This window comes from Dyella humi, assembly GCF_044904605.1.
Lineage (GTDB): Bacteria > Pseudomonadota > Gammaproteobacteria > Xanthomonadales > Rhodanobacteraceae > Dyella_B > Dyella_B humi.
The window spans coordinates 527,885-546,063 of sequence record NZ_JADIKI010000023.1 but is presented as its reverse complement, the minus strand read 5'-3'; the positions used below and the strand labels follow the sequence as shown (position 1 = coordinate 546,063).

Annotated in this window: 16 protein-coding genes and 1 tRNA gene; 13 read left to right on the top strand and 4 right to left on the bottom strand. The window is 60.2% G+C overall.

The window, feature by feature from the left end; genetic code table 11:
- Positions 1 to 76 precede the first annotated feature (76 nt).
- The 7 genes from trpE (at position 77) to ISP18_RS13730 (ending at position 6,641) form a co-directional block, all read left to right on the top strand.
- Positions 77 to 1,552, top strand: a complete 1,476-nt coding sequence (trpE, locus tag ISP18_RS13760) for an anthranilate synthase component I (protein WP_380015845.1) — start codon at positions 77 to 79, stop codon at positions 1,550 to 1,552.
- Positions 1,553 to 1,555: 3 nt separating this feature from the next.
- Positions 1,556 to 2,230: a hypothetical protein gene (locus ISP18_RS13755; RefSeq protein ID WP_380012865.1), complete on the top strand. Its 675-nt coding sequence runs from the start codon at positions 1,556 to 1,558 to the stop codon at positions 2,228 to 2,230.
- A 187-nt stretch (positions 2,231 to 2,417) separates the two neighbouring features.
- On the top strand, positions 2,418 to 3,017 hold the full coding sequence (locus ISP18_RS13750; protein WP_380012862.1) for an anthranilate synthase component II: 600 nt from the start codon (positions 2,418 to 2,420) through the stop codon (positions 3,015 to 3,017).
- Entirely contained in the window at positions 3,014 to 4,063 is a 1,050-nt protein-coding gene (gene trpD, locus ISP18_RS13745; RefSeq protein WP_380012859.1) for an anthranilate phosphoribosyltransferase, read from the top strand. The genes ISP18_RS13750 and trpD overlap by 4 nt, the downstream gene beginning before the upstream one ends.
- A gap of 57 nt (positions 4,064 to 4,120) precedes the next feature.
- Positions 4,121 to 4,915, top strand: a complete 795-nt coding sequence (gene trpC, locus ISP18_RS13740; protein ID WP_380012856.1) for an indole-3-glycerol phosphate synthase TrpC — start codon at positions 4,121 to 4,123, stop codon at positions 4,913 to 4,915.
- Positions 4,916 to 4,917: 2 nt separating this feature from the next.
- Positions 4,918 to 5,616, top strand: coding sequence for a haloacid dehalogenase-like hydrolase (locus ISP18_RS13735; RefSeq protein ID WP_380012853.1), 699 nt, complete (start codon positions 4,918 to 4,920; stop codon positions 5,614 to 5,616).
- A 71-nt stretch (positions 5,617 to 5,687) separates the two neighbouring features.
- On the top strand, positions 5,688 to 6,641 hold the full coding sequence (locus ISP18_RS13730) for a bifunctional helix-turn-helix transcriptional regulator/GNAT family N-acetyltransferase (RefSeq protein WP_380012850.1): 954 nt from the start codon (positions 5,688 to 5,690) through the stop codon (positions 6,639 to 6,641).
- Positions 6,642 to 6,793: 152 nt separating this feature from the next.
- Here the strand turns inward: ISP18_RS13730 and crp are convergent, their stop codons facing one another.
- Positions 6,794 to 7,489, bottom strand: coding sequence for a cAMP-activated global transcriptional regulator CRP (crp, locus tag ISP18_RS13725; protein ID WP_325365509.1), 696 nt, complete (start codon positions 7,487 to 7,489; stop codon positions 6,794 to 6,796).
- 389 nt (positions 7,490 to 7,878) lie between these two features.
- Here crp and speD point away from each other — a divergent pair, with 389 nt between their 5' ends.
- Complete coding sequence (gene speD, locus ISP18_RS13720; protein WP_126685269.1) at positions 7,879 to 8,664, top strand: adenosylmethionine decarboxylase; 786 nt, start codon at positions 7,879 to 7,881, stop codon at positions 8,662 to 8,664.
- Positions 8,665 to 8,744: 80 nt separating this feature from the next.
- Here speD and coq7 read toward each other — a convergent pair whose 3' ends face one another.
- Complete coding sequence (coq7, locus tag ISP18_RS13715; RefSeq protein ID WP_380012846.1) at positions 8,745 to 9,398, bottom strand: 2-polyprenyl-3-methyl-6-methoxy-1,4-benzoquinone monooxygenase; 654 nt, start codon at positions 9,396 to 9,398, stop codon at positions 8,745 to 8,747.
- On the bottom strand, positions 9,383 to 10,576 hold the full coding sequence (locus ISP18_RS13710) for a (Fe-S)-binding protein (protein ID WP_380015843.1): 1,194 nt from the start codon (positions 10,574 to 10,576) through the stop codon (positions 9,383 to 9,385). The genes coq7 and ISP18_RS13710 overlap by 16 nt, the downstream gene beginning before the upstream one ends.
- A 132-nt stretch (positions 10,577 to 10,708) precedes the next feature.
- Here ISP18_RS13710 and rplM point away from each other — a divergent pair, with 132 nt between their 5' ends.
- From rplM to ISP18_RS13685, 5 genes are all read left to right on the top strand, one after another.
- The gene (gene rplM / locus ISP18_RS13705) at positions 10,709 to 11,137 is read left to right on the top strand and encodes a 50S ribosomal protein L13 (RefSeq protein WP_380012843.1); all 429 of its coding nucleotides are present in this window, start codon (positions 10,709 to 10,711) and stop codon (positions 11,135 to 11,137) included.
- A gap of 9 nt (positions 11,138 to 11,146) precedes the next feature.
- The gene (gene rpsI / locus ISP18_RS13700; RefSeq protein WP_380012840.1) at positions 11,147 to 11,539 is read left to right on the top strand and encodes a 30S ribosomal protein S9; all 393 of its coding nucleotides are present in this window, start codon (positions 11,147 to 11,149) and stop codon (positions 11,537 to 11,539) included.
- Positions 11,540 to 11,607: 68 nt separating this feature from the next.
- A tRNA-Gln gene (locus tag ISP18_RS13695) sits at positions 11,608 to 11,681 on the top strand.
- Positions 11,682 to 12,544: 863 nt separating this feature from the next.
- The gene (locus ISP18_RS13690; protein ID WP_380012838.1) at positions 12,545 to 15,382 is read left to right on the top strand and encodes a TonB-dependent receptor domain-containing protein; all 2,838 of its coding nucleotides are present in this window, start codon (positions 12,545 to 12,547) and stop codon (positions 15,380 to 15,382) included.
- A gap of 155 nt (positions 15,383 to 15,537) precedes the next feature.
- On the top strand, positions 15,538 to 17,880 hold the full coding sequence (locus ISP18_RS13685; RefSeq protein ID WP_380012835.1) for a glycoside hydrolase family 31 protein: 2,343 nt from the start codon (positions 15,538 to 15,540) through the stop codon (positions 17,878 to 17,880).
- A gap of 144 nt (positions 17,881 to 18,024) precedes the next feature.
- Here ISP18_RS13685 and ISP18_RS13680 read toward each other — a convergent pair whose 3' ends face one another.
- A complete protein-coding gene (locus tag ISP18_RS13680) occupies positions 18,025 to 18,168 on the bottom strand; it encodes a hypothetical protein (protein WP_380012832.1) in 144 nt (47 codons plus the stop codon).
- Between the last annotated feature and the right edge of the window lie 11 nt (positions 18,169 to 18,179).

Genomic DNA, 18,179 nt, shown 5'->3' with positions numbered 1-18,179 from the left:
TGTTGGGGTTCGCATGCGCTCACCCCAACCTACACGGCTACAATGGCCGTTCTCGTTTGGCCATCCGGACCTCTACGTGATCTCCCGCGACGAATTCAACGCGCTCGCAGCGCAAGGCCACACCCGTATCCCGCTCGTGCGCGAAGTGTTCTCCGACCTGGACACGCCGCTGTCGGTCTACCTCAAGCTGGCGGATGGCCCATACACCTTCCTGTTCGAATCGGTGGAAGGCGGCGCGACGTGGGGACGCTATTCGATCATCGGCCTGCCCGCGAAACGCATCTACCGCCTGCTCGGGCATGACCTGGAAGTGGAGGATGCGGGCGAGGTCGTGGAGCGCCGCCGGTTGGACGATCCGCTCGCCGAGATCGAAAAACTGCGCCAGCAGTACCATGTGCCGCGCCTGCCGCAGCTGCCCGCGTTCAGCGGCGGCCTGGTGGGCTACTTCGGCTTCGAAACCATCGGCTATATCGAACCCCGGCTGGCGCAATGGGATCGCCCCGATGAGCTGGGCACGCCCGACGTACTGCTCATGCTGGCCGAAGAAGTCGCCGTGTTCGACAACCTCAAGGGCCGTCTGTACCTGATCGTGCACGCCGATCCTTCGCAGCCGCAAGCTTATGCACATGGGCAACGCCGGCTCGATGCACTGACGCATCGGCTACGGCAAAGCGGCGCAGCGTATCCGCAATTCACGCAATCGACTGCCCTTGACGAGAGCGATTTCAAATCCTCCTTCACACGTGAAGAATTCGAAGCGGTGGTGGAGCGCGCGAAGGAATACATTCGCGCAGGCGACGTGTTCCAGGTGGTGCCGTCGCAGCGACTGAGCGTCGGCTTCAACGCGCGCCCGGTGGACGTATACCGCGCATTGCGCGCGATGAATCCCTCGCCCTACATGTATTTCGTCGATCTGGGCGATACGCAGATCGTCGGCTCGTCGCCGGAAATTCTCGCGCGCCTCAAGGATGGCAAAGTGGTCGTGCGCCCGATCGCCGGTACACGCAAACGCGGCGCGACGGATGAAGAGGACAGGTCTCTCGAAGCCGAATTATTGGCCGATCCCAAGGAACGCGCCGAACACGTGATGCTGATCGACCTTGGTCGCAACGACATCGGCCGCATCTGCGAAACGGGCAGCGTGGAAGTGAGCGAATCCTTCGTGGTCGAACGCTATTCGCACGTGATGCACATCGTGTCGCAGGTGGAAGGCGACGTGCAGCCGCATTTGAGCTACATGGACGTGCTCAAGGCGACGTTTCCCGCCGGCACCGTCAGCGGTGCGCCGAAGATTCGCGCCATCGAAATCATCCAGGAACTTGAGCCCTACAAGCGCAACATCTACGCCGGTGCGATCGGCTGGATCGGCTGGTGGGGCGACGCGGACACCGCCATCGCCATCCGCACCGCTGTAATTCAGGACGGCCGCCTGCACGTTCAGGCCGGCGCGGGTATCGTGTATGACTCCGATCCCGCTTCGGAATGGGAGGAAACGATGAATAAGGGGCGTGCGCTATTCCGCGCGGTTGCGCAGGCAGCAAAAGGATTGTGAGACATGCAACGTATTGCTCGTAACTATGGCTATCTCGTTTTGTTGACGATGCTGACGTGCGCATCGACGCTGTCGGCGCGCGAATCAACGCAGAAGTGGCCGGATACGCCACTTAGCCGCACGCAGGCATTAGCCGAACTGCAAACCTTGAACGCGCAACTGCTCAGCCACCCGAGCGCCACATTGACGCTGGAGCAGTGGTGCGCTGCGCATCATCTGGCGCCGCAAGTGAAGATCGTCGCCCATCGCATGCATGGCGAGAACAAACCATTGCCCGATGACGCCCGAACTCTGCTTGGCATTGGCCAGGACGAACCGGTGCGCTATCGCCGTGTGGCGCTGAGCTGCGGCGACGTCGTGCTGTCCGATGCGGACAACTGGTACGTGCCTTCACGCCTTACTGCTGATATGAATCACCAGTTAGACACCTCCGACGTGCCGTTCGGCAAGGTCGTCCAGCCACTGCATTTCCGCCGCCAAACGCTTTCCGCCAATCTGTTGTGGTCGCCGCTGCCGGAAGGTTGGGACAGCGGTGCGCCACTGCCGCCTTCCAGCGACAAGCCGCTGACGATTCCGGACCACGTGCTGCAGCATCGTGCGGTGCTGTACACCGGCGATAACAAACCTTTCAGCCTGGTGGTCGAGAGCTACACCCGGGATGTGCTTGCGCGCCATTAAGTCAATGATTTTGTTGAGGACTTATCCCCGCGTGTTGAGCTGGGCCCGCTTGGACGCAACAGCCATACATGACAATTCGGCATGCTTGGGCGCCTACGGAACAGATGACGGCGGCGAACTCCATCGCGCACAATGACCGCTCCGCCGCAATGCGGCATGGCACCTCTTTGTCAGGATTTTCCCCGCCATGTTGTTAATGATCGACAATTACGACAGCTTCACCTTCAACCTCGTGCAGTACCTCGGCGAGCTGGGGCAGGAGGTGAGGGTGGTGCGCAATGATGCGCTGGACGTGGCGGGCATCCGTGCGCTGAGGCCTTCGCACATCATGATTTCGCCCGGGCCGGGTACGCCGGACGATGCGGGCGTGTCGTTGGCAGCGCTGAGCGAGTTGAGCGGGGAGATTCCGGTGTTCGGCGTGTGCCTGGGGCATCAGGCCATCGGCCAGGCGTTCGGCGGCAAGGTGATTCGCGCCAAGCAGATCATGCATGGCAAGACTTCGCCGGTGCGTCATCTAAGCAAGGGCGTGTTTGCCGGCTTGCCCGATCCGTTCGTGGCCACGCGCTATCACTCGCTGGTGGTGGAGCAATCCTCGCTGCCCGATTGCCTGGAAATTACCGCGTGGACGGAACATCCGGACGGCTCCATCGACGAGATCATGGGCCTGCGCCACAAGACGCTGCCGGTCGAGGGCGTGCAGTTCCATCCCGAATCGATTCTTACGCAGCACGGCCATGACCTGTTGCGGAATTTCCTCAGGCAACCGCTGCAAAAGCTCGCCGCATGACGGGACGCGTCATCACTATCACGCCGCAGGAAGCGTTGCAGCGGACGATCGAGCATCGCGAGATTTTCCACGATGAGATGATCGCGCTGATGCGGCAGATCATGAACGGCGAAGTGAGCCCGTTGATGACAGCGGCGATCATCACCGGCCTGCGCGTGAAGAAGGAAACAGTGGGCGAGATCACCGGCGCGGCGCGCGTGATGCGCGAGCTCTCCGCCAAGGTAGATGCGCCGCCGCATCCGCATTTCGTCGACATCGTCGGTACTGGTGGCGATGGGGCGTCCAGTTTCAATATCTCCACAGCGTCCATGTTCGTGGCCGCGGCGGCGGGTGCGCGCATCGCCAAGCACGGCGGGCGCAGCGTGTCGTCCAAGTCGGGCAGCGCGGATGTGCTCGAAGCGCTGGGTGCGCGTATCGAACTCACGCCAGCGCAGGTGGCGCAGTGCATGGTCGAGACCGATATCGGCTTCATGTATGCGCCCAATCATCATCCCGCCATGAAGATCGTGGCGCCGGTGCGCAAGGAGATGGGCGTGCGCACGCTGTTCAACATCCTTGGGCCACTGACCAACCCTGCGGGAGCGCCGAACATTCTGATGGGGGTTTTCCATCCGGATCTTGTCGGCATCCAGGTGCGCGCACTGCAAGCGCTGGGCGCAAAGCACGCCCTGGTGGTGTGGGGGCGCGACGGTATGGATGAGATTTCGCTGGGCGCGGCGACCCTGGTCGGCGAATTGCGCGACGGTGAGGTGCACGAGTACGAAGTTGAGCCGGAGGACTTCGGCCTGGCGATGGCTTCCAGCCGCAATCTGCGGGTGGAGAACGCGGAGGAATCCAAGGCCATGCTGCTGGATGCCCTGGAGAACCGCCACGGCGTGCCGCACGACATCGTCTGCCTGAACGCCGGTGCCGCGCTCTACACCGCCGGGCTGATCGGCAGCATCGCCAGTGGCATCGAACTGGCCCGGGCCACCATCGCTAGCGGTGCGGCTCGTGCCAAAATGGATGCATTCGTGGCAGCCACCCGGCGGCTTGCGGATAGTTGATACTAGTCCCGGCCGTTTCATTACCTTCCTTCGTTTTTTCAGTGCCGATCAGAGCCCATGACCGACATCCTTCAACGCATCCTTGCCCGTAAGGCGGAAGAGCTCGCCGAGCGCAGCGCCAAGTTGCCGCTGAGGGAGCTGTCTGCGCGCGTGGCCGACATGCCCGATACACGCGGCTTCGCCGCAGCCATCGAGGCGAAGATCGCGGCGGGCGACGTAGCGGTGATCGCCGAAGTGAAAAAGGCCAGTCCCAGCAAGGGCGTGATCCGGCCGGAGTTCGATCCGGTTGCCATCGCGCGCAGCTACGAGCTGGGTGGTGCAGCGTGCTTGTCCGTGCTCACCGATAAGGATTTCTTCCAGGGCAGCGAAGATTTTCTGCGCCAGGCGCGCGCCGCTTGCTCACTGCCGGTGCTGCGCAAGGATTTCATCATCGATCCTTACCAGGTGTACGAAGCGCGCGCGATCGGCGCCGACTGCATTCTGCTGATCGTGGCCGCGCTGGGCGACGCGGATCTGCTGGAGCTGTCGCTGCTGGCCGCCGAGCTGGATCTGGATGTGCTGTGCGAAGTGCACGACGCCGAAGAACTGGAACGCGCCCAGGCCGTGCCGGTGCCGTTGATCGGCGTCAACAATCGCAACCTGCGCACCTTCGAAACCACGCTTGAAACCACGCTCGAGCTGCAGCACCTGATGGAATACGACCGCATCCTGGTGGCTGAATCGGGTATCCACACGCCGGCGGACGTGGCGCGGCTGCGCGAGGCGGGCATCAACGCATTTCTGGTCGGCGAGGCATTCATGCGCGCGGCCGATCCGGGGCACGAACTGAAGCGACTGTTCAACACGCATTGATTATGTCTACAGGGGAAATGACTCACTCGCCGGTGCAAGCCGGTGGCGACGCCAGTGCGTCGCGCACGGTGCTGTTCGACTTCGATGGTGTGCTGTTTCAGGGCGACGCTTTCGAGCTGTTCATCCGGCATCGCTACGGCTCGCCTGTCCACAGGCTGCTGGCTGTGCTGACCATGCCATGGTGGCTCCTTTGCGGTGTGTTTTCCCGCAGGCTCGCTGCGCGAGCATTGACGCACGTGGCGTTGTGCGGGCTTAGTGCGCAGCGCTATCAGTCCGCCGCCGAAGCCTTCGCCGATCAACTCGTGCGTCGTCCGCGTCAGTTCTATCGTGATGGTTTGAACGTGTTGCGTCGGCATTTGGCGGAAGGGGACGAAGTGATCGTCGTTACCGGTTGCGAGCGCATTCTGGTGACGCGCCTGCTGACCCAACTCGGCCTGACCGACCTCCCCATCTTTGCCAGCCAACTCAAGCCAGGCCCGTTCGGTATGCGCGTGCACGTGCATAACGTTGGCCGCCGCAAGGTGCAGAACCTTGCCGCAAAGGGCGTGCAAAGCTGGCGACTTGCCTACAGCGATTCCTTCCAGGACCTGCCGATGCTCAAGCAGGCGAGCGAGGCGGTGTTGGTCAACGGCACGCCCAAGCTGTGCAAGCGGGTGGAGAAGGCGCTGGGCAGGGCAGTGACGCGGGTGGCCTGGTATTGAGCAGTAGGGCTTGCAAGTGTTTGGCCACAGAGATACGTTAGTACTTACGTATTTCCTGATAGGCGAGCTGAATGTACCTGGAAACGTTGGGCAAGCTGGCGCTCGGTAGCCGCCTGAAAGCCCTCAGCGATTATTTCTACGGCGCGGCTGACGAGGTGTATCAGACGCTCGGCGCCCGCATCGAGTCCCGCTGGCTGCCGGTGTTGCGTTACCTGTGGGACGTTGGCCCCAGTTCGGTGACGGAGGTGGCCGATGCCATTGGCCAGACCCACTCGGCCGTAAGCCAGCTCACCGACAAGCTGGTGCGCGCGGGCATGGTACGGCGCCGGCGTGATCCGGCCGACGGACGCCGCACGGTGCTGACTTTGACCGACAAAGCCCACGCATCGCTCGCCGAGCTTGGCCCGATCTGGTGTGCCGTGCGGCGTGGCGTCACGGCCTCGCTGGACGCGCACGCTACGCAATTGCTGGATGCCATCGCGGCATGTGAGCGCGCCTTGCGGGAGCGCCCGGTGGCCGAGGCGATCCTGGCCGAGCACGCCGCGATCATGACGACGCCGGTGGAGATCGTGCCTTATGCGCCGGAACTGCGTGAACACTTCTACCGCCTCAATGCACAGTGGCTGGAGAAATATTTCCGCATCGAAGATATCGACCGGGCCGTGCTGGGGGATCCGGAGCACTACATCCTGCAGCCGGGCGGTGCGATATTCTTTGCGCGGCTGGGCGAAGACATCATCGGTACCTGCGCCTTGTTGCAGGAATCGCCCGGGGTGTTCGAGCTGACCAAGATGGGCGTAGACGAAACCTTTCGTGGATTAGGCGCCGGAAAGCGTCTGCTCGATGCGTGCATTGCCGAGTTCCACCGGCGCAAAGGCCGCACGTTGTTCCTGGAATCCAACAGCCGCCTCAATACGGCGCTGCGGATGTACGAGAAGGCGGGTTTCGTGCTGCAGCCGACGACGCGCGCCGGCTCGCATTACGAGCGGGCGGACGTTTACATGATTTATCAGTCGCGCCCGTAGCTCTCTTTTTTTGCTCCCTCCCCTGCTTGCAGGGGAGGGTTGGGGTGGGGTGAGTACTTGCCTCAGACTTTCCCGCAAGTGTTCACCCCCTCCCAGCCTCCCCCTGCAAGCAGGGGGAGGAGAGAAAGCGAAGGCTTGAGGGATAAAAATGCTTAGCGCGTACCGCGTACCACGATGGTCTTGCCCGACACATCGATCATGCCTTGTTCTTCCAACTGCTTGAGCACACGCCCGACCATTTCGCGCGAGCAACCGACGATGCGACTTACTTCCTGGCGCGAAATGCGGATCTGAGTGCCGTCTGGATGGCTCATCGCGTCCGGCTCCTGGCACAGGTCCAGCAGGGTGCGCGAGATGCGGTTGGTGACATCCATGAAGGCCATGCGGCTGACCTGGCGCGAAGTGCGCAGCAGACGATGGGTGAGCTGGGCGCCGATCGCGAACAGGATCTTCGGGCATTCCTCGCGCAGTGGGCCTTCCATCAGCTGGAACAGGCGCTCGTAGCTGATCTCTGCCATTTCGCAGGGAGTGCGAGTGCGCACCATCGACTCACGCTGCGCCTGTTCTACGAATAGGCCCATCTCGCCGATGAACTGGCCGCGGCTGATGTAGGCGAGGATCAGTTCCCGGCCTTGTTCGTCCTCAGTGCAGACGGCCAGCGAGCCTTCAATCACATAGTAGAGCGTGTTGGCAGGGTCGCCGGGGCGGATGATTGCGGTCTTGCCCGGGTAGCGGCGACGGTGGCAGAGCCCGAGGAAACGCTCCATGGAGGCCGGATCGGGTGCAAAGCCGAGCGGAGCCTGTGAACGTTCGAAGGCCTGTTGTAACTGGTATTTCAGCTGCACCACAGAAGTTTTCCCCAAGCTGAGTTGATTCCAAGGGGCCGCTTCATCCTGCGACCTGATCCGAATCTAAAACGCATCCCCTGCGACTTTCGCATTATGGCAAAGACATGTGAAGCGGAGGGATGTTCGATGACGCTCCTGCACCTGTCATGTGATGGCGTCGCCGGACAGTTGGCCTATGTCTGCTCAGCGTGGCTCATGACTTGCCGAGGTTCTGTTTTCGTCCAATTTGCCGCATACTTGCCAGTCTTCCGGACGACGGCGGTCTCTTTGCCATCGTTCGTACACAAGGGGCGTGCAGGATAAGGGTCCAGCATGCTTTTCAATCAGCGGGGACCCTTGTAGCTAACCCGCCTCACCTGTCGGCCGTGACCCGGCCATGGAGTGTCGCCGTGGTGAAACCCCTCCCGCGCCTGCGTTTGCAGGGCTTCAACAACCTGACCAAGGCCCTGAGCTTCAATATTTACGATATCTGCTACGCGGTATCGGAAGACCAGCGCCAGCGCTACATCGAGTACATCGACGAGCAGTACGACGCCGATCGTCTCACGCAAATCCTCACCGACGTGGCCGAGATCATCGGCGCGAACATCCTCAACGTGGCCCGTCAGGACTACGACCCGCAGGGTGCGTCCGTGACCATCCTCATTTCCGAGGAGCCGGTGGTGGAGAAGCTCGGCCGCGACACCATCTCGGATGCCGTGGTGGCGCACATGGACAAGAGCCACATCACCGTCCACACCTATCCGGAAACGCACCCGCACAACGGCATTGCCACCTTTCGCGCGGACATCGACGTCGCCACCTGCGGCGTGATCTCCCCGCTGAAGGCACTGAACTACCTGATCGACAGCTTCGAGTCGGACATTGTGGTGTGCGACTACCGCGTACGCGGCTTCACCCGCGACGTAAAAGGCAAGAAGCACTTCATCGACCACAAGATCAACTCAGTGCAGGACTACTTGGCGCGCCACATCCGCCAGAAGTACGAGATGTTCGACGTGAACGTGTATCAGGAAAACATCTTCCACACCAAGATGCACATTAAGGACTTCGATCTCGATACCTATCTGTTCGAAGCGCATGCGGATGATCTGTCGTTCAAGGAGCGGCAGAAGATCGAGCAGTTGCTGCGTCGGGAGATCGAGGAACTGTTCCATGGGCGCAACCTGATGTGACGAAAAACCCGCCGAAAGGCGGGTTTTTTTATGAAGCTTGCTCGTCGCCCCGGCTTTCGTCGGGGTGACGGTAGTGCCACTTAAACCCGATACGCCACCGTCTTCATCACCATCGAGCTGGCGTGCATCAGCTGCGGAATCGGAAACGGCAGCGCAATGCCGCCGCGCTCCCGCGCATTCTGCGCATGCCGCACCTCATCTTCCTGCATCTGCTTGAGCACTGCGAGCGAGCGCTCGTCCTGCGCCGGCAACTTGTCCATATGCTCGGCGAGATGCGCCTCCACCTGCTTTTCGGTTTCCACCACAAAGCCCAGACTCACCTTGTCGCCCGCCAGCGCGGCCAGCGCGCCGATGGCATAACTGCCCGCGTACCACAGCGGATTGAGCAGGCTGGGGCGACTTTCCAGTTCGTGTAGGCGCTCCGCGCACCAGGCGAGGTGATCGGTTTCCTCGGCGGCGGCTTCTTCCAGATGCGCACGGTTATCTTCCTTGCGTGCCAGCACAGCCTGGCCGTCGTATAGCGCCTGGGCACACACTTCGCCGGTGTGGTTCACGCGCATCAGGCCGGCCGCGTGGCGGCGTTCCTTTTCGTCCAGCTCGGCATCGGCGAAGTGGTGTGCGGGAGAGCTTCGATGGGCTTCGGGCGCGCCGGCCACGGTTTCAAGCGCGTGCTCGATGCCGGCCAGTAGTCGATCGAGCGGAGTAAGCATACGTACGTTCATGACGGTATCCATTGCTGCGCGAGCAGGGTCAGCGGGTGCAAGGTCGGCAGGGAGGATGCACGTTCGTCCAGCCCGGCCGCCAGATGTAAGCGGCAGCCGATATTGGACGACAGAAGCCAGTGCACATCCAGTATGTCGACCTGCGACAAGACGCTTTCACGCAGTTGCGCGGCACGTTCTGGGAATTGCAGCACGTGGCTGCCGGCCGCTCCGCAGCAATAAGGCGGAGCGGGCAGGCGTTTTAGCTCAAGCTCGGGAATGCGTTGTAGCAATTGCACCAGCACCGCATCGCTGCGCGCCACGTTGGCCTGCGTGCACGGCATGTGCAGCGCCACTCGGGCGGGCAGGGGGTGGAATGACAGTTGGTCGACGCGTTCGGCCAGCAGGCGGTAAGGATCGTCCACGCGCACATCCGGCAAAGCTTGGCGCAGTGTGCTCAAGCAGCCGGGCGTTACCGTGACCAAATGATCCGCGTCCACCTTGGCCCAAGCCTGCCTAATACGATCGGCAGCCGCTTCGGCGCTACGGATAGCGCCATCGTGCAGATCCAGAGCCCCACAGCAGAACGCCGGCAGGCGGGTCACACGATAGCCTGCCGCGGTCAGAAGGGTTTCCGCGGCACGCTCGGCGTCTGCGTCCTGCACGCTGGCGGCGCATCCAGGGAAGATCGCTACGGTGTCGGCTTTTCCCCCGCTCCTGTTTGGCCGGGGAGGGCCGGGGTGAGGTCCGGGTCGCCCTCTTATTAAGGTCAAGGCCGCCCGCCAGGGACCGTGGCTCCCACCCGGGAGCAGACGACCCAACCACCGAGTTGCCCTCGTCAACCGGGCCAGGCCCAGCAGCCAGCGGCTCAACCCAGGCCGCTTCACCACCCCAAGCAACAAGCCAGGCCGTTCCGTCGCCGGTCCAAGCAGCCCTCGCGTCTCCACCAGTAGTTCTTCATACTTAACACCCGCCGGGCAAACCCGCTGGCAGCTTAGGCAGCCCAGGCAGTGATCCAGGGGTTCGCGCAACTCCGGGGTGGGCGAGATCTGCTCCCGCGCCAGCGCCGCCGCAATGGCAATCCGTCCGCGCGGCGACTCAGCTTCGTTGCCGTCCAGGGCGTAAGTCGGGCAAACGGGCAAGCACAGACCGCATTGCACACACTGGTCAGCCAGTACGGCAATGCGATGGCGGGGGTTCTCAAGGGGCATGCCGTTCATGCTATCATTCGCGGCTCGCAGCCCATGTGGGCTTGCGCGATGGGTGAAAGCCTCGCTATCATCTCGCGCCTTTATTCACCGATTCCGCTTACCGCCCCATCGGCGGCAGACAGGTATTCCGAAATGAAAACGTTCAGCGCCAAGCCGGAAAGCGTCAAGCGCGACTGGTATGTGGTCGATGCCACGGACAAGACGCTCGGTCGCCTCTCGACCGAGATCGCGCGTCGCTTGCGCGGCAAGCACAAGCCCGAGTTCACCCCGCACGTCGACACCGGCGACTACATCGTCGTGATCAACGCGGAGAAGGTGGCGGTCACCGGCGCCAAGCTGGACGACAAGATGTACCACCGCTTCACCGGCTACGTCGGCAACCTCAAGACCACCAGCCTGAAAGACCTGCTGGCCACTCACCCTGAGCGCGTCATCGAGATCGCCGTGAAGGGCATGCTGCCGAAGAACCCGCTGGGCCGTGCGATGTACCGCAAGCTCAAGGTGTACGGTGGCACCGAACATCCGCATACCGCCCAGCAGCCGCAGGCGCTGGAAATCTAAGGAAGCATCATGGCGATTCAGCAGAATTACGGCACCGGCCGCCGCAAGACCTCCGCAGCCCGCGTGTTCCTGCGCAAGGGCAGTGGTGCGATCGAAGTGAACGGCAAGAGCCTCGATGAGTTCTTCGGCCGCGAAACCTCGCGCATGATCGTGCGCCAGCCGCTCGAGCTCACCCAGAGCACCGACAAGTTCGACATCAAGGTCACGGTCGCCGGCGGCGGCATCACCGGCCAGGCCGGCGCCATCCGCCTCGGTATCGCCCGCGCCCTGATCGAGTACGACGAAAGCCTGAAGAGCCAGCTCCGCAAGGCCGGTTTCGTGACCCGCGACGCCCGTGAAGTCGAGCGTAAGAAGGTCGGTCTGCACAAAGCCCGTCGCGCCACCCAGTTCTCGAAGCGCTAATCCTCGTAAGAGGCAGCACTTCGACCGTCCGGTGCATCAAGTCAGAGCGCACCGCTCGGCCAAGGTATTGGGAGATCGTCTAACGGTAGGACAACGGACTCTGACTCCGTTTATCTAGGTTCGAATCCTAGTCTCCCAGCCAACATTAAAGCCCCGCTTCGGCGGGGCTTTTTTTCGAAGCTGGAAAAGAGAGTTTGAGCATGTTGAGGCCGCCCCGGGCCGGCAGGAAACCGATTGTACCTCCTGCGATGCGTTGTAGAGGTCGCATTCGTTTTTTGATTGGCTGTAGGAATGAGGCTGGCGGACGACCTTCAACTCGGATCGCCATGCGAAATTTTGGTTGAGATGCAGATCAACTTCGATGGTCTCCGCAGTTGCCTGCCACTGCATCTCATTCGTCGCCCATCGGGCTTCTCGTTCTGCATCCTCAACGCGGCACTGATCTTTGGCCGCTATCATTGAGTTCGGTATCACTCAAGATATAAATAGTCTTGCAAAGAAAGGCTATTTGAAAATAGCCAACGATGATGTCGATCTAAAACATGCCTTCAATGGCAGGGTTCGTTGGCTCAAGGGTAACGACGACTCGCGAGATACATCAGCATCCAAGTCAGCGTCGTTGGATGCTGATGTCGCAAATAGCATGGTTTGTGCAACCGGTTAATCTAAGACGGATCGCACGAAATAATCCCTACCTATGATTTGCGCAAAAGACCAAGAAGATTGCGCTTGTTGCAAGAAATCATAAGTGCACACATTTACTAGGAAATTTTCGGCGCATTTATGCCCAAAAGCATTTGCGCAAGCGTTACATCTCTTGTAAATATTCCTGCAGCACGAGTCTGCTAGGGGACCTTCGCCGGTTTCGTGCTTACGCAAAACGTCGTTCTGTTCTTGCTTCGCAATGCGGAGCTGGATGCTTGCGGCCTGCCGTTGCGGGGAGTGCCTGGGAGGGCGCCCGCGGAACAACACCATTAATTGCAGATTGGGCTGAGGGAGCCTCACATGCTGAAAACACCTATTGCCGCGGCCGTTCTGGCTGCGCTGTCGCTGGGCTTTGCCGTTAACGCCAGTGCCGATGTCACGTCTTCAACGACGAGTGCAAACACTGCGCAGGATAGTCAGGCGACGACATCCGACCAGTCGACCACCGCGACGGACAAGAAGGCGAGAAAGCTCGATACGGTGGTGGTCAGCGGTTCGCTGATCAACAATGCTCAGATCCAGACTGCCACGCCCACGTATTCGATCACTGCGGAGGACATTAAGGCACGCGGGTTCAACTCGGTGACCGAGGTGTTGCAGAACTCCGTATTCGCGACAGGCTCGGTGCAGGGACCGCAGCAAAGCGGTGGCTTTACGCAAGGCGCGCAGACCATCAGCTTGTATGGTCTGAACCCCGAGTACACGCTTACCTTGATCGACGGCAAGCCGATCACCCAGTTCGGTCAGCTCTATAACGGCCAGAGCAACTTCACCAATATTTCCAATATTCCGATTGGCATGATCGATCGCATCGACATCCTGCCTGGCGGCGGTTCGTCGATTTACGGATCGCAAGCCATTGCGGGTGTCGTCAATATCATTACGAAGCAGCACATGGAGGGCGCAGAGGTGTCGGCGCGTGTTGGCCGCTATGACGAAGGCGGCGGTGCCAGCCAGCGACTTACAGCGACATTCGGTCATACCGCCGGCAAATTCGACGTTCTTGGTTCGGTGGAGTTCGATAACCAGTCACCGATTTGGGCGTACCAGCGCCCCTTTACAGCGTTGTCGGCGCATCCCAGTGCCGTGGCAACCGTGCTGGATTACGGCACCATCAATACCTATAGCGGTGCGATCCAGGGTTACGTTAGTCCTCCGAATGGCTGTAGCGCGATGAGTGGCCTGTTCAATGGCACCACCATCCAAACGACCTCCAGTGTAGCTACGCGTACCGGAACGTATTGCGGTTCGCGCAACGTGCTGGGCTATACCACCATGCAGAATCAGAGCCGCAGCTACGACGGCATGTTGAAGCTGCACTACAACCTTAGCGATCATGTTCGCTTGTACAGCGACATCCTGGTGGATTGGCAGCAGCAGAAATTCACCGCCGGCTCCAATTACGTATGGTGGGGACCGGCCGACTATCCCAGCGGCCTGATCGAGGATGCTACGACAGGTCATATCCTCTACCCAGAGCGTGTCTTTGCTCCGGAAGAGGTGGGCAACAACTACTACAACCAGCTGCAGGTCCAGGATGACCTGATGTACCAGGCCGATGTCGGCGCCAATGGCACGATCGGCGATTCGGACTGGAACTGGGATGTGTATTTTCTGCGCTCGGGCGACCGTACCAGCAACAATTCGCCGGAACGCATGGCGTCTGCAGTGGACAATTATTTCAATGGCATCCTTGGGCCCAATCTCGGCGTTGACCCCAACACTGGATTGAACACCTACAACCCCAACTACGCGGGCTTCTTTACGCCCCTGACGCAGGCGCAGTTCAATAGCTTCATTCGCAACATCGGTAGCGTCACCAACACGTGGATCAACAATACGCGTGCAACGATTTCCAATGACAGCCTGTTTGCATTGCCGGGCGGCGAAGCAGGCGTGGCATGGCTGGTCGAGGGCGGTAATCAGGCGTGGTACCAACCGGTCAATCCGTTGGTTGCCGATGGCCAAGTGTGGGGCCTCACGGGCACGTCGGGCGGTGGTCAGCGTGACCACTATGCGTCGGCTTTCCAGATCAACCTGCCGGTATTGAAGCAGGTTACGTTCGATCTCTCTGGCCGCTACGATCATTATTCGGTCAACAACGGCTCCAGCAATAACAAGTTCACCTACAAGGCGGCTATCGAATACCGGCCGTTCGATACGCTGCTGTTGCGCGGCAACTATGCCACGTCGTTCCTGGCGCCGGACATGGCGGCGCTGTTCCTTGGCCCGAGTGGCAATTTTCAGTCGGTAACGGATTACTACCTGTGCGCTACACAAGGCCACAACCAGGATTGCGCGGCGAACTACTCCACGCAGGTGCAGGGCACGACCCTGTCGAACCGGAAGCTACAGCCCACGACCGCCAGCAGCTATACGTTCGGCTTTGTGTGGGCTCCGATCAGTAACTTGAGCTTGAGCTCGGATTTCCTGCACGTCGCCATCACCAACGAAGTGGCGCCGCAGGATGCGGACCTTCTGATGCGGCAGGAATCGCAGTGTCTGCTCGGCCAGCTTCCGGCTGGATCGCCGGAGTGTGTGGCTGCCGCAGCGCAGGTGATACGCAATCCGCTCACCGGTCAGGTTACCAATATCACGCAGTATTACGTGAATATCTCGAATGAGGTGACGGACTCGATCACGGCAGAAGCCAAGTATCGATTCCAACCGACCGCGATCGGTACGTTTGGCTTGCAGTTCGACTACAACAACATGCTCAAGCATTCGTACCAGATCTATCCGGGCAGTCAGCCGATCAATCAGCTCACCAATCCGCTTTACAGCTCCGAGTTCAAGAGCATCGTGAGTGGCGCGCTGAACTGGTCGTTGCACGATAAATGGGGCAGCACGTTGTACTGGCATCGTTACGGCAGTTCGCCGAACTACATCGGCATGGTGGACGGCGGTAGCTATCCGGGGGCGAGCCACGTTGCGCCGTGGATCACGTACAACTGGAGCCTGAGCTATTCACCGGTACAGAACGTGGATCTCTCGTTCCTCGTCAACAACGTGTTCGACAAAATGCCTCCGAAGGATCGCAGCTATACCGCGTTTCCGTACTTCAACGTTCAGAACTACAACGTGTATGGCCGGGAGTTCATGGCACAGGTCAACATTCGTTTCGGTGGAGCGAAGTAATCGATGGGTGTGAAAAAGCCGGGCTCGCAGGAGCCCGGCTTTTCTTTGCAAGATTTTCGGCGCGTTGCGCAAAAACATAATCGTTTTTGGCAAAACGGTATGATAAATACCCCGAAGCTCGTCCGCATGTTGCGGCTAACGCTAAGGGGAAAGTCGTGCCCACATCCAAAATGGCCTTGCTGGGACTGGTCTTGTCCTTTGCCGTGGTCACAGCCGCCAATGCCACGCCGATCACCACGCTTGATCGAAAGGGCGCCTGGGTTAGCGTTGAGGCCTATGGCCCGAACGTCATCCACGTAACGATCGCTGCCGATAAGGCCGAGGCGTTGAAGGCACCGGGTTACGGGATTCTCGCCGACCACGCCGACAATGCAGCGTTCCGCCAGACGAGCGACCAGAGCGGCGACACGTTTACCTCTCCAGCCTTGACGTTGCACGTCAATGCTGCTCCACCGCCGCATGCGCAGGGGGCGATGGAGCGTTACTTCCTTCCAACTTTGGCACCCGTCAACTTGCAGGTGAAGAACGCTAAGGGCGAAACCATCGTCAACATGACGGGTTGGGAAATGTCGCCGCATGAGGTCGCGGGTGAAGCCACTTATCAAGTCGGGGCAACATTCACCGCACCGGCCGACGAGCACTACTACGGCATGGGCCAGAACCAGGAATCTCTGGGTGCACTCGATCTGCGTGGACGCACCATCGATTGCCAGCACTGGTACGACGCGCCAACGGGTGAGACGGTCTGCGTGCCTTTCATGGTTTCGTCCAAGGGCTACGGCATCATCTGGGACAACCCATCCGCCACGCGTTTTGTAGCAGGCATTCGTGGACGCACCTCCTTTCAATCAAAGGTAGGCGAGCGCGTCAGCTTCTTCGTGATCACCGGCGACAATCCGGAAGCGATTTATTCGGCCTATGCGCGCGTGACCGGCAAGACACCGATTCCGCCGAAAGCTGCCTTCGGTCTGATCCAGTCGAAGGCGCGCTATGACAGTCAAGCGGAAGTGTTGCGTGTCGCCAAGACTTACCGTCAGAAGGGCTATCCGCTCGACGTCATGGTCGTGGATTGGTTCTACTGGACGCTCATGGGACAGCTGGATATCAATCCCAAGGAATTTCCCGATCCCGATGGCATGAACCAGCAGCTTCACGCCATGGGCATGCAGTCGATCATTTCGATTTGGCCGCGCTTCGAGAGGGCGGGGCGCTATTTCAGCGAACTCGACGCCAAGGGCTATTTGCTGAAGGACAAGAACGGCAAGACGGTCGACGGCTTACCGTTCCGCTCGGACCGCACCGGTGCCCTTATCGATTCCACCAACCCCGCGGCGCGCAAGTGGTACTGGGAGCATGCGCGCGACAACATCCTCTCGCACGGCTTCGACTATCCGTGGCTCGACGAGACCGAGCCGGACCTGGTGCCGGACGGCTTCTTCTATTCGATCGGTTCGGGCGACCGCTATCACAATGTCTTCCCACTGCTGCATGTCGAAGGGGTCGCTCAGGGCATGCGTGCCTGGAAGCCCAACAAGCGTGTGCTGATTCTTTCTCGCGCCGCTTATCTGGGTTCGCAGCGAACCGGTGCGCTGTTCTGGTCCTCGGACATCGATCCGACCTGGGAAGCCCTGCAGCGCCAGATTCCAACTGGCCTCAATATGACCGCCTCAGGCATCGCCTATTGGGGCAATGACATCGGTGGTTGGCAGTTTTTGCCGCAGACGAGCAACGCCACCAAACCGCTGTTGCTCGATCCGTCAGGCGCGCGCGACACGGTTGGCCAGAACAACGATTACCCTGAGTTGCTCACACGCTGGTTCGAATACGGTACCTTCCTACCGACATTGCGTCTGCATGGCGATCGCAAGCACACGGAAATCTGGGCATTCGGTAAACCGGCCGAGGCGATCATGGCCCGCTACGATCGCCTACGCTATCAGTTGATCCCCTATCTCTACAGCCAGGCCAAGATTACCTACGACACGGGAACGCCTTTCATGCGGCCGTTGTGGATGGATTTTCCGAACGATCCCAACGTAGTCAATTTAGGCACGCAGTACATGTTCGGCCCCGCCTTCTTGGTCGCACCGGTGACCGAACAGGGCCAGACCGAAAAAAACGTGTACCTGCCTGCGGGTAGCGACTGGTACAACTTCTGGACCAACGAAAAGCTGACGGGCGGGCGTTGGGTCAAGGTTGCCACGCCCATCGACCAGATTCCGGTTTTCGTTCGCGCGGGCTCGATTGTGCCGCTGGGTTCAGACGTCCAATCGACCGCATCGAAGCAGTCGATCACCGAAATCCGTGTCTATCCAGGCAAGGATGGCGACTTCGTTATGTATGACGACGATGGCACTTCCTATGACTACGAGAAAGGGAAGGGCGCTACCGTTACGAAACTGCATTGGAACGATGCGTCGGGTGCCTTGAGCGTCGCGGGTGGTGACAAGGCTTTTGCCAAGACGCTTCAGGGACTCACCAAGGTGATGGGTAAATAAGGGCGAGCACGACGCAAGTCACTCGCCGTTTCAGCGAAGCCTGATCATTCGATCACCAAATAAAAGCCGGACTCGCAGGAGCCCGGCTTTTTCTTGTGAGCGATCCACAGATAGCGCGAAAAGTGGCCGTCAGCGCTAAGCGAATCAGTGTGCCGACCAATACAGGTAAGCCAGCGCTGCCACAGTGGCCAAGAGCTTCAATGGCCAAGGCAGCGCGCGCATGATCTGCCATATGCCTGCGCGCTCGATGTTGCGCGCGATGTCGCGTGTTACGTCGTTCTTGCTCACTCTCACCTCTT

What these genes read in the sequence shown, in the direction of transcription:
- rpsI (WP_380012840.1), top strand. Translation starts at nt 11,147, where the DNA reads ATGGCGATTCAGCAGAATTACGGCACCGGCCGCCGCAAGACCTCCGCA.
- ISP18_RS13735 (WP_380012853.1), top strand. Translation starts at nt 4,918, where the DNA reads ATGTCTACAGGGGAAATGACTCACTCGCCGGTGCAAGCCGGTGGCGAC.
- trpD (WP_380012859.1), top strand. Translation starts at nt 3,014, where the DNA reads ATGACGGGACGCGTCATCACTATCACGCCGCAGGAAGCGTTGCAGCGG.
- trpC (WP_380012856.1), top strand. Translation starts at nt 4,121, where the DNA reads ATGACCGACATCCTTCAACGCATCCTTGCCCGTAAGGCGGAAGAGCTC.
- ISP18_RS13755 (WP_380012865.1), top strand. Translation starts at nt 1,556, where the DNA reads ATGCAACGTATTGCTCGTAACTATGGCTATCTCGTTTTGTTGACGATG.
- ISP18_RS13690 (WP_380012838.1), top strand. Translation starts at nt 12,545, where the DNA reads ATGCTGAAAACACCTATTGCCGCGGCCGTTCTGGCTGCGCTGTCGCTG.
- ISP18_RS13710 (WP_380015843.1), bottom strand. Translation starts at nt 10,576, where the DNA reads ATGCCCCTTGAGAACCCCCGCCATCGCATTGCCGTACTGGCTGACCAG.
- ISP18_RS13750 (WP_380012862.1), top strand. Translation starts at nt 2,418, where the DNA reads ATGTTGTTAATGATCGACAATTACGACAGCTTCACCTTCAACCTCGTG.
- ISP18_RS13730 (WP_380012850.1), top strand. Translation starts at nt 5,688, where the DNA reads ATGTACCTGGAAACGTTGGGCAAGCTGGCGCTCGGTAGCCGCCTGAAA.
- coq7 (WP_380012846.1), bottom strand. Translation starts at nt 9,398, where the DNA reads ATGGATACCGTCATGAACGTACGTATGCTTACTCCGCTCGATCGACTA.
- rplM (WP_380012843.1), top strand. Translation starts at nt 10,709, where the DNA reads ATGAAAACGTTCAGCGCCAAGCCGGAAAGCGTCAAGCGCGACTGGTAT.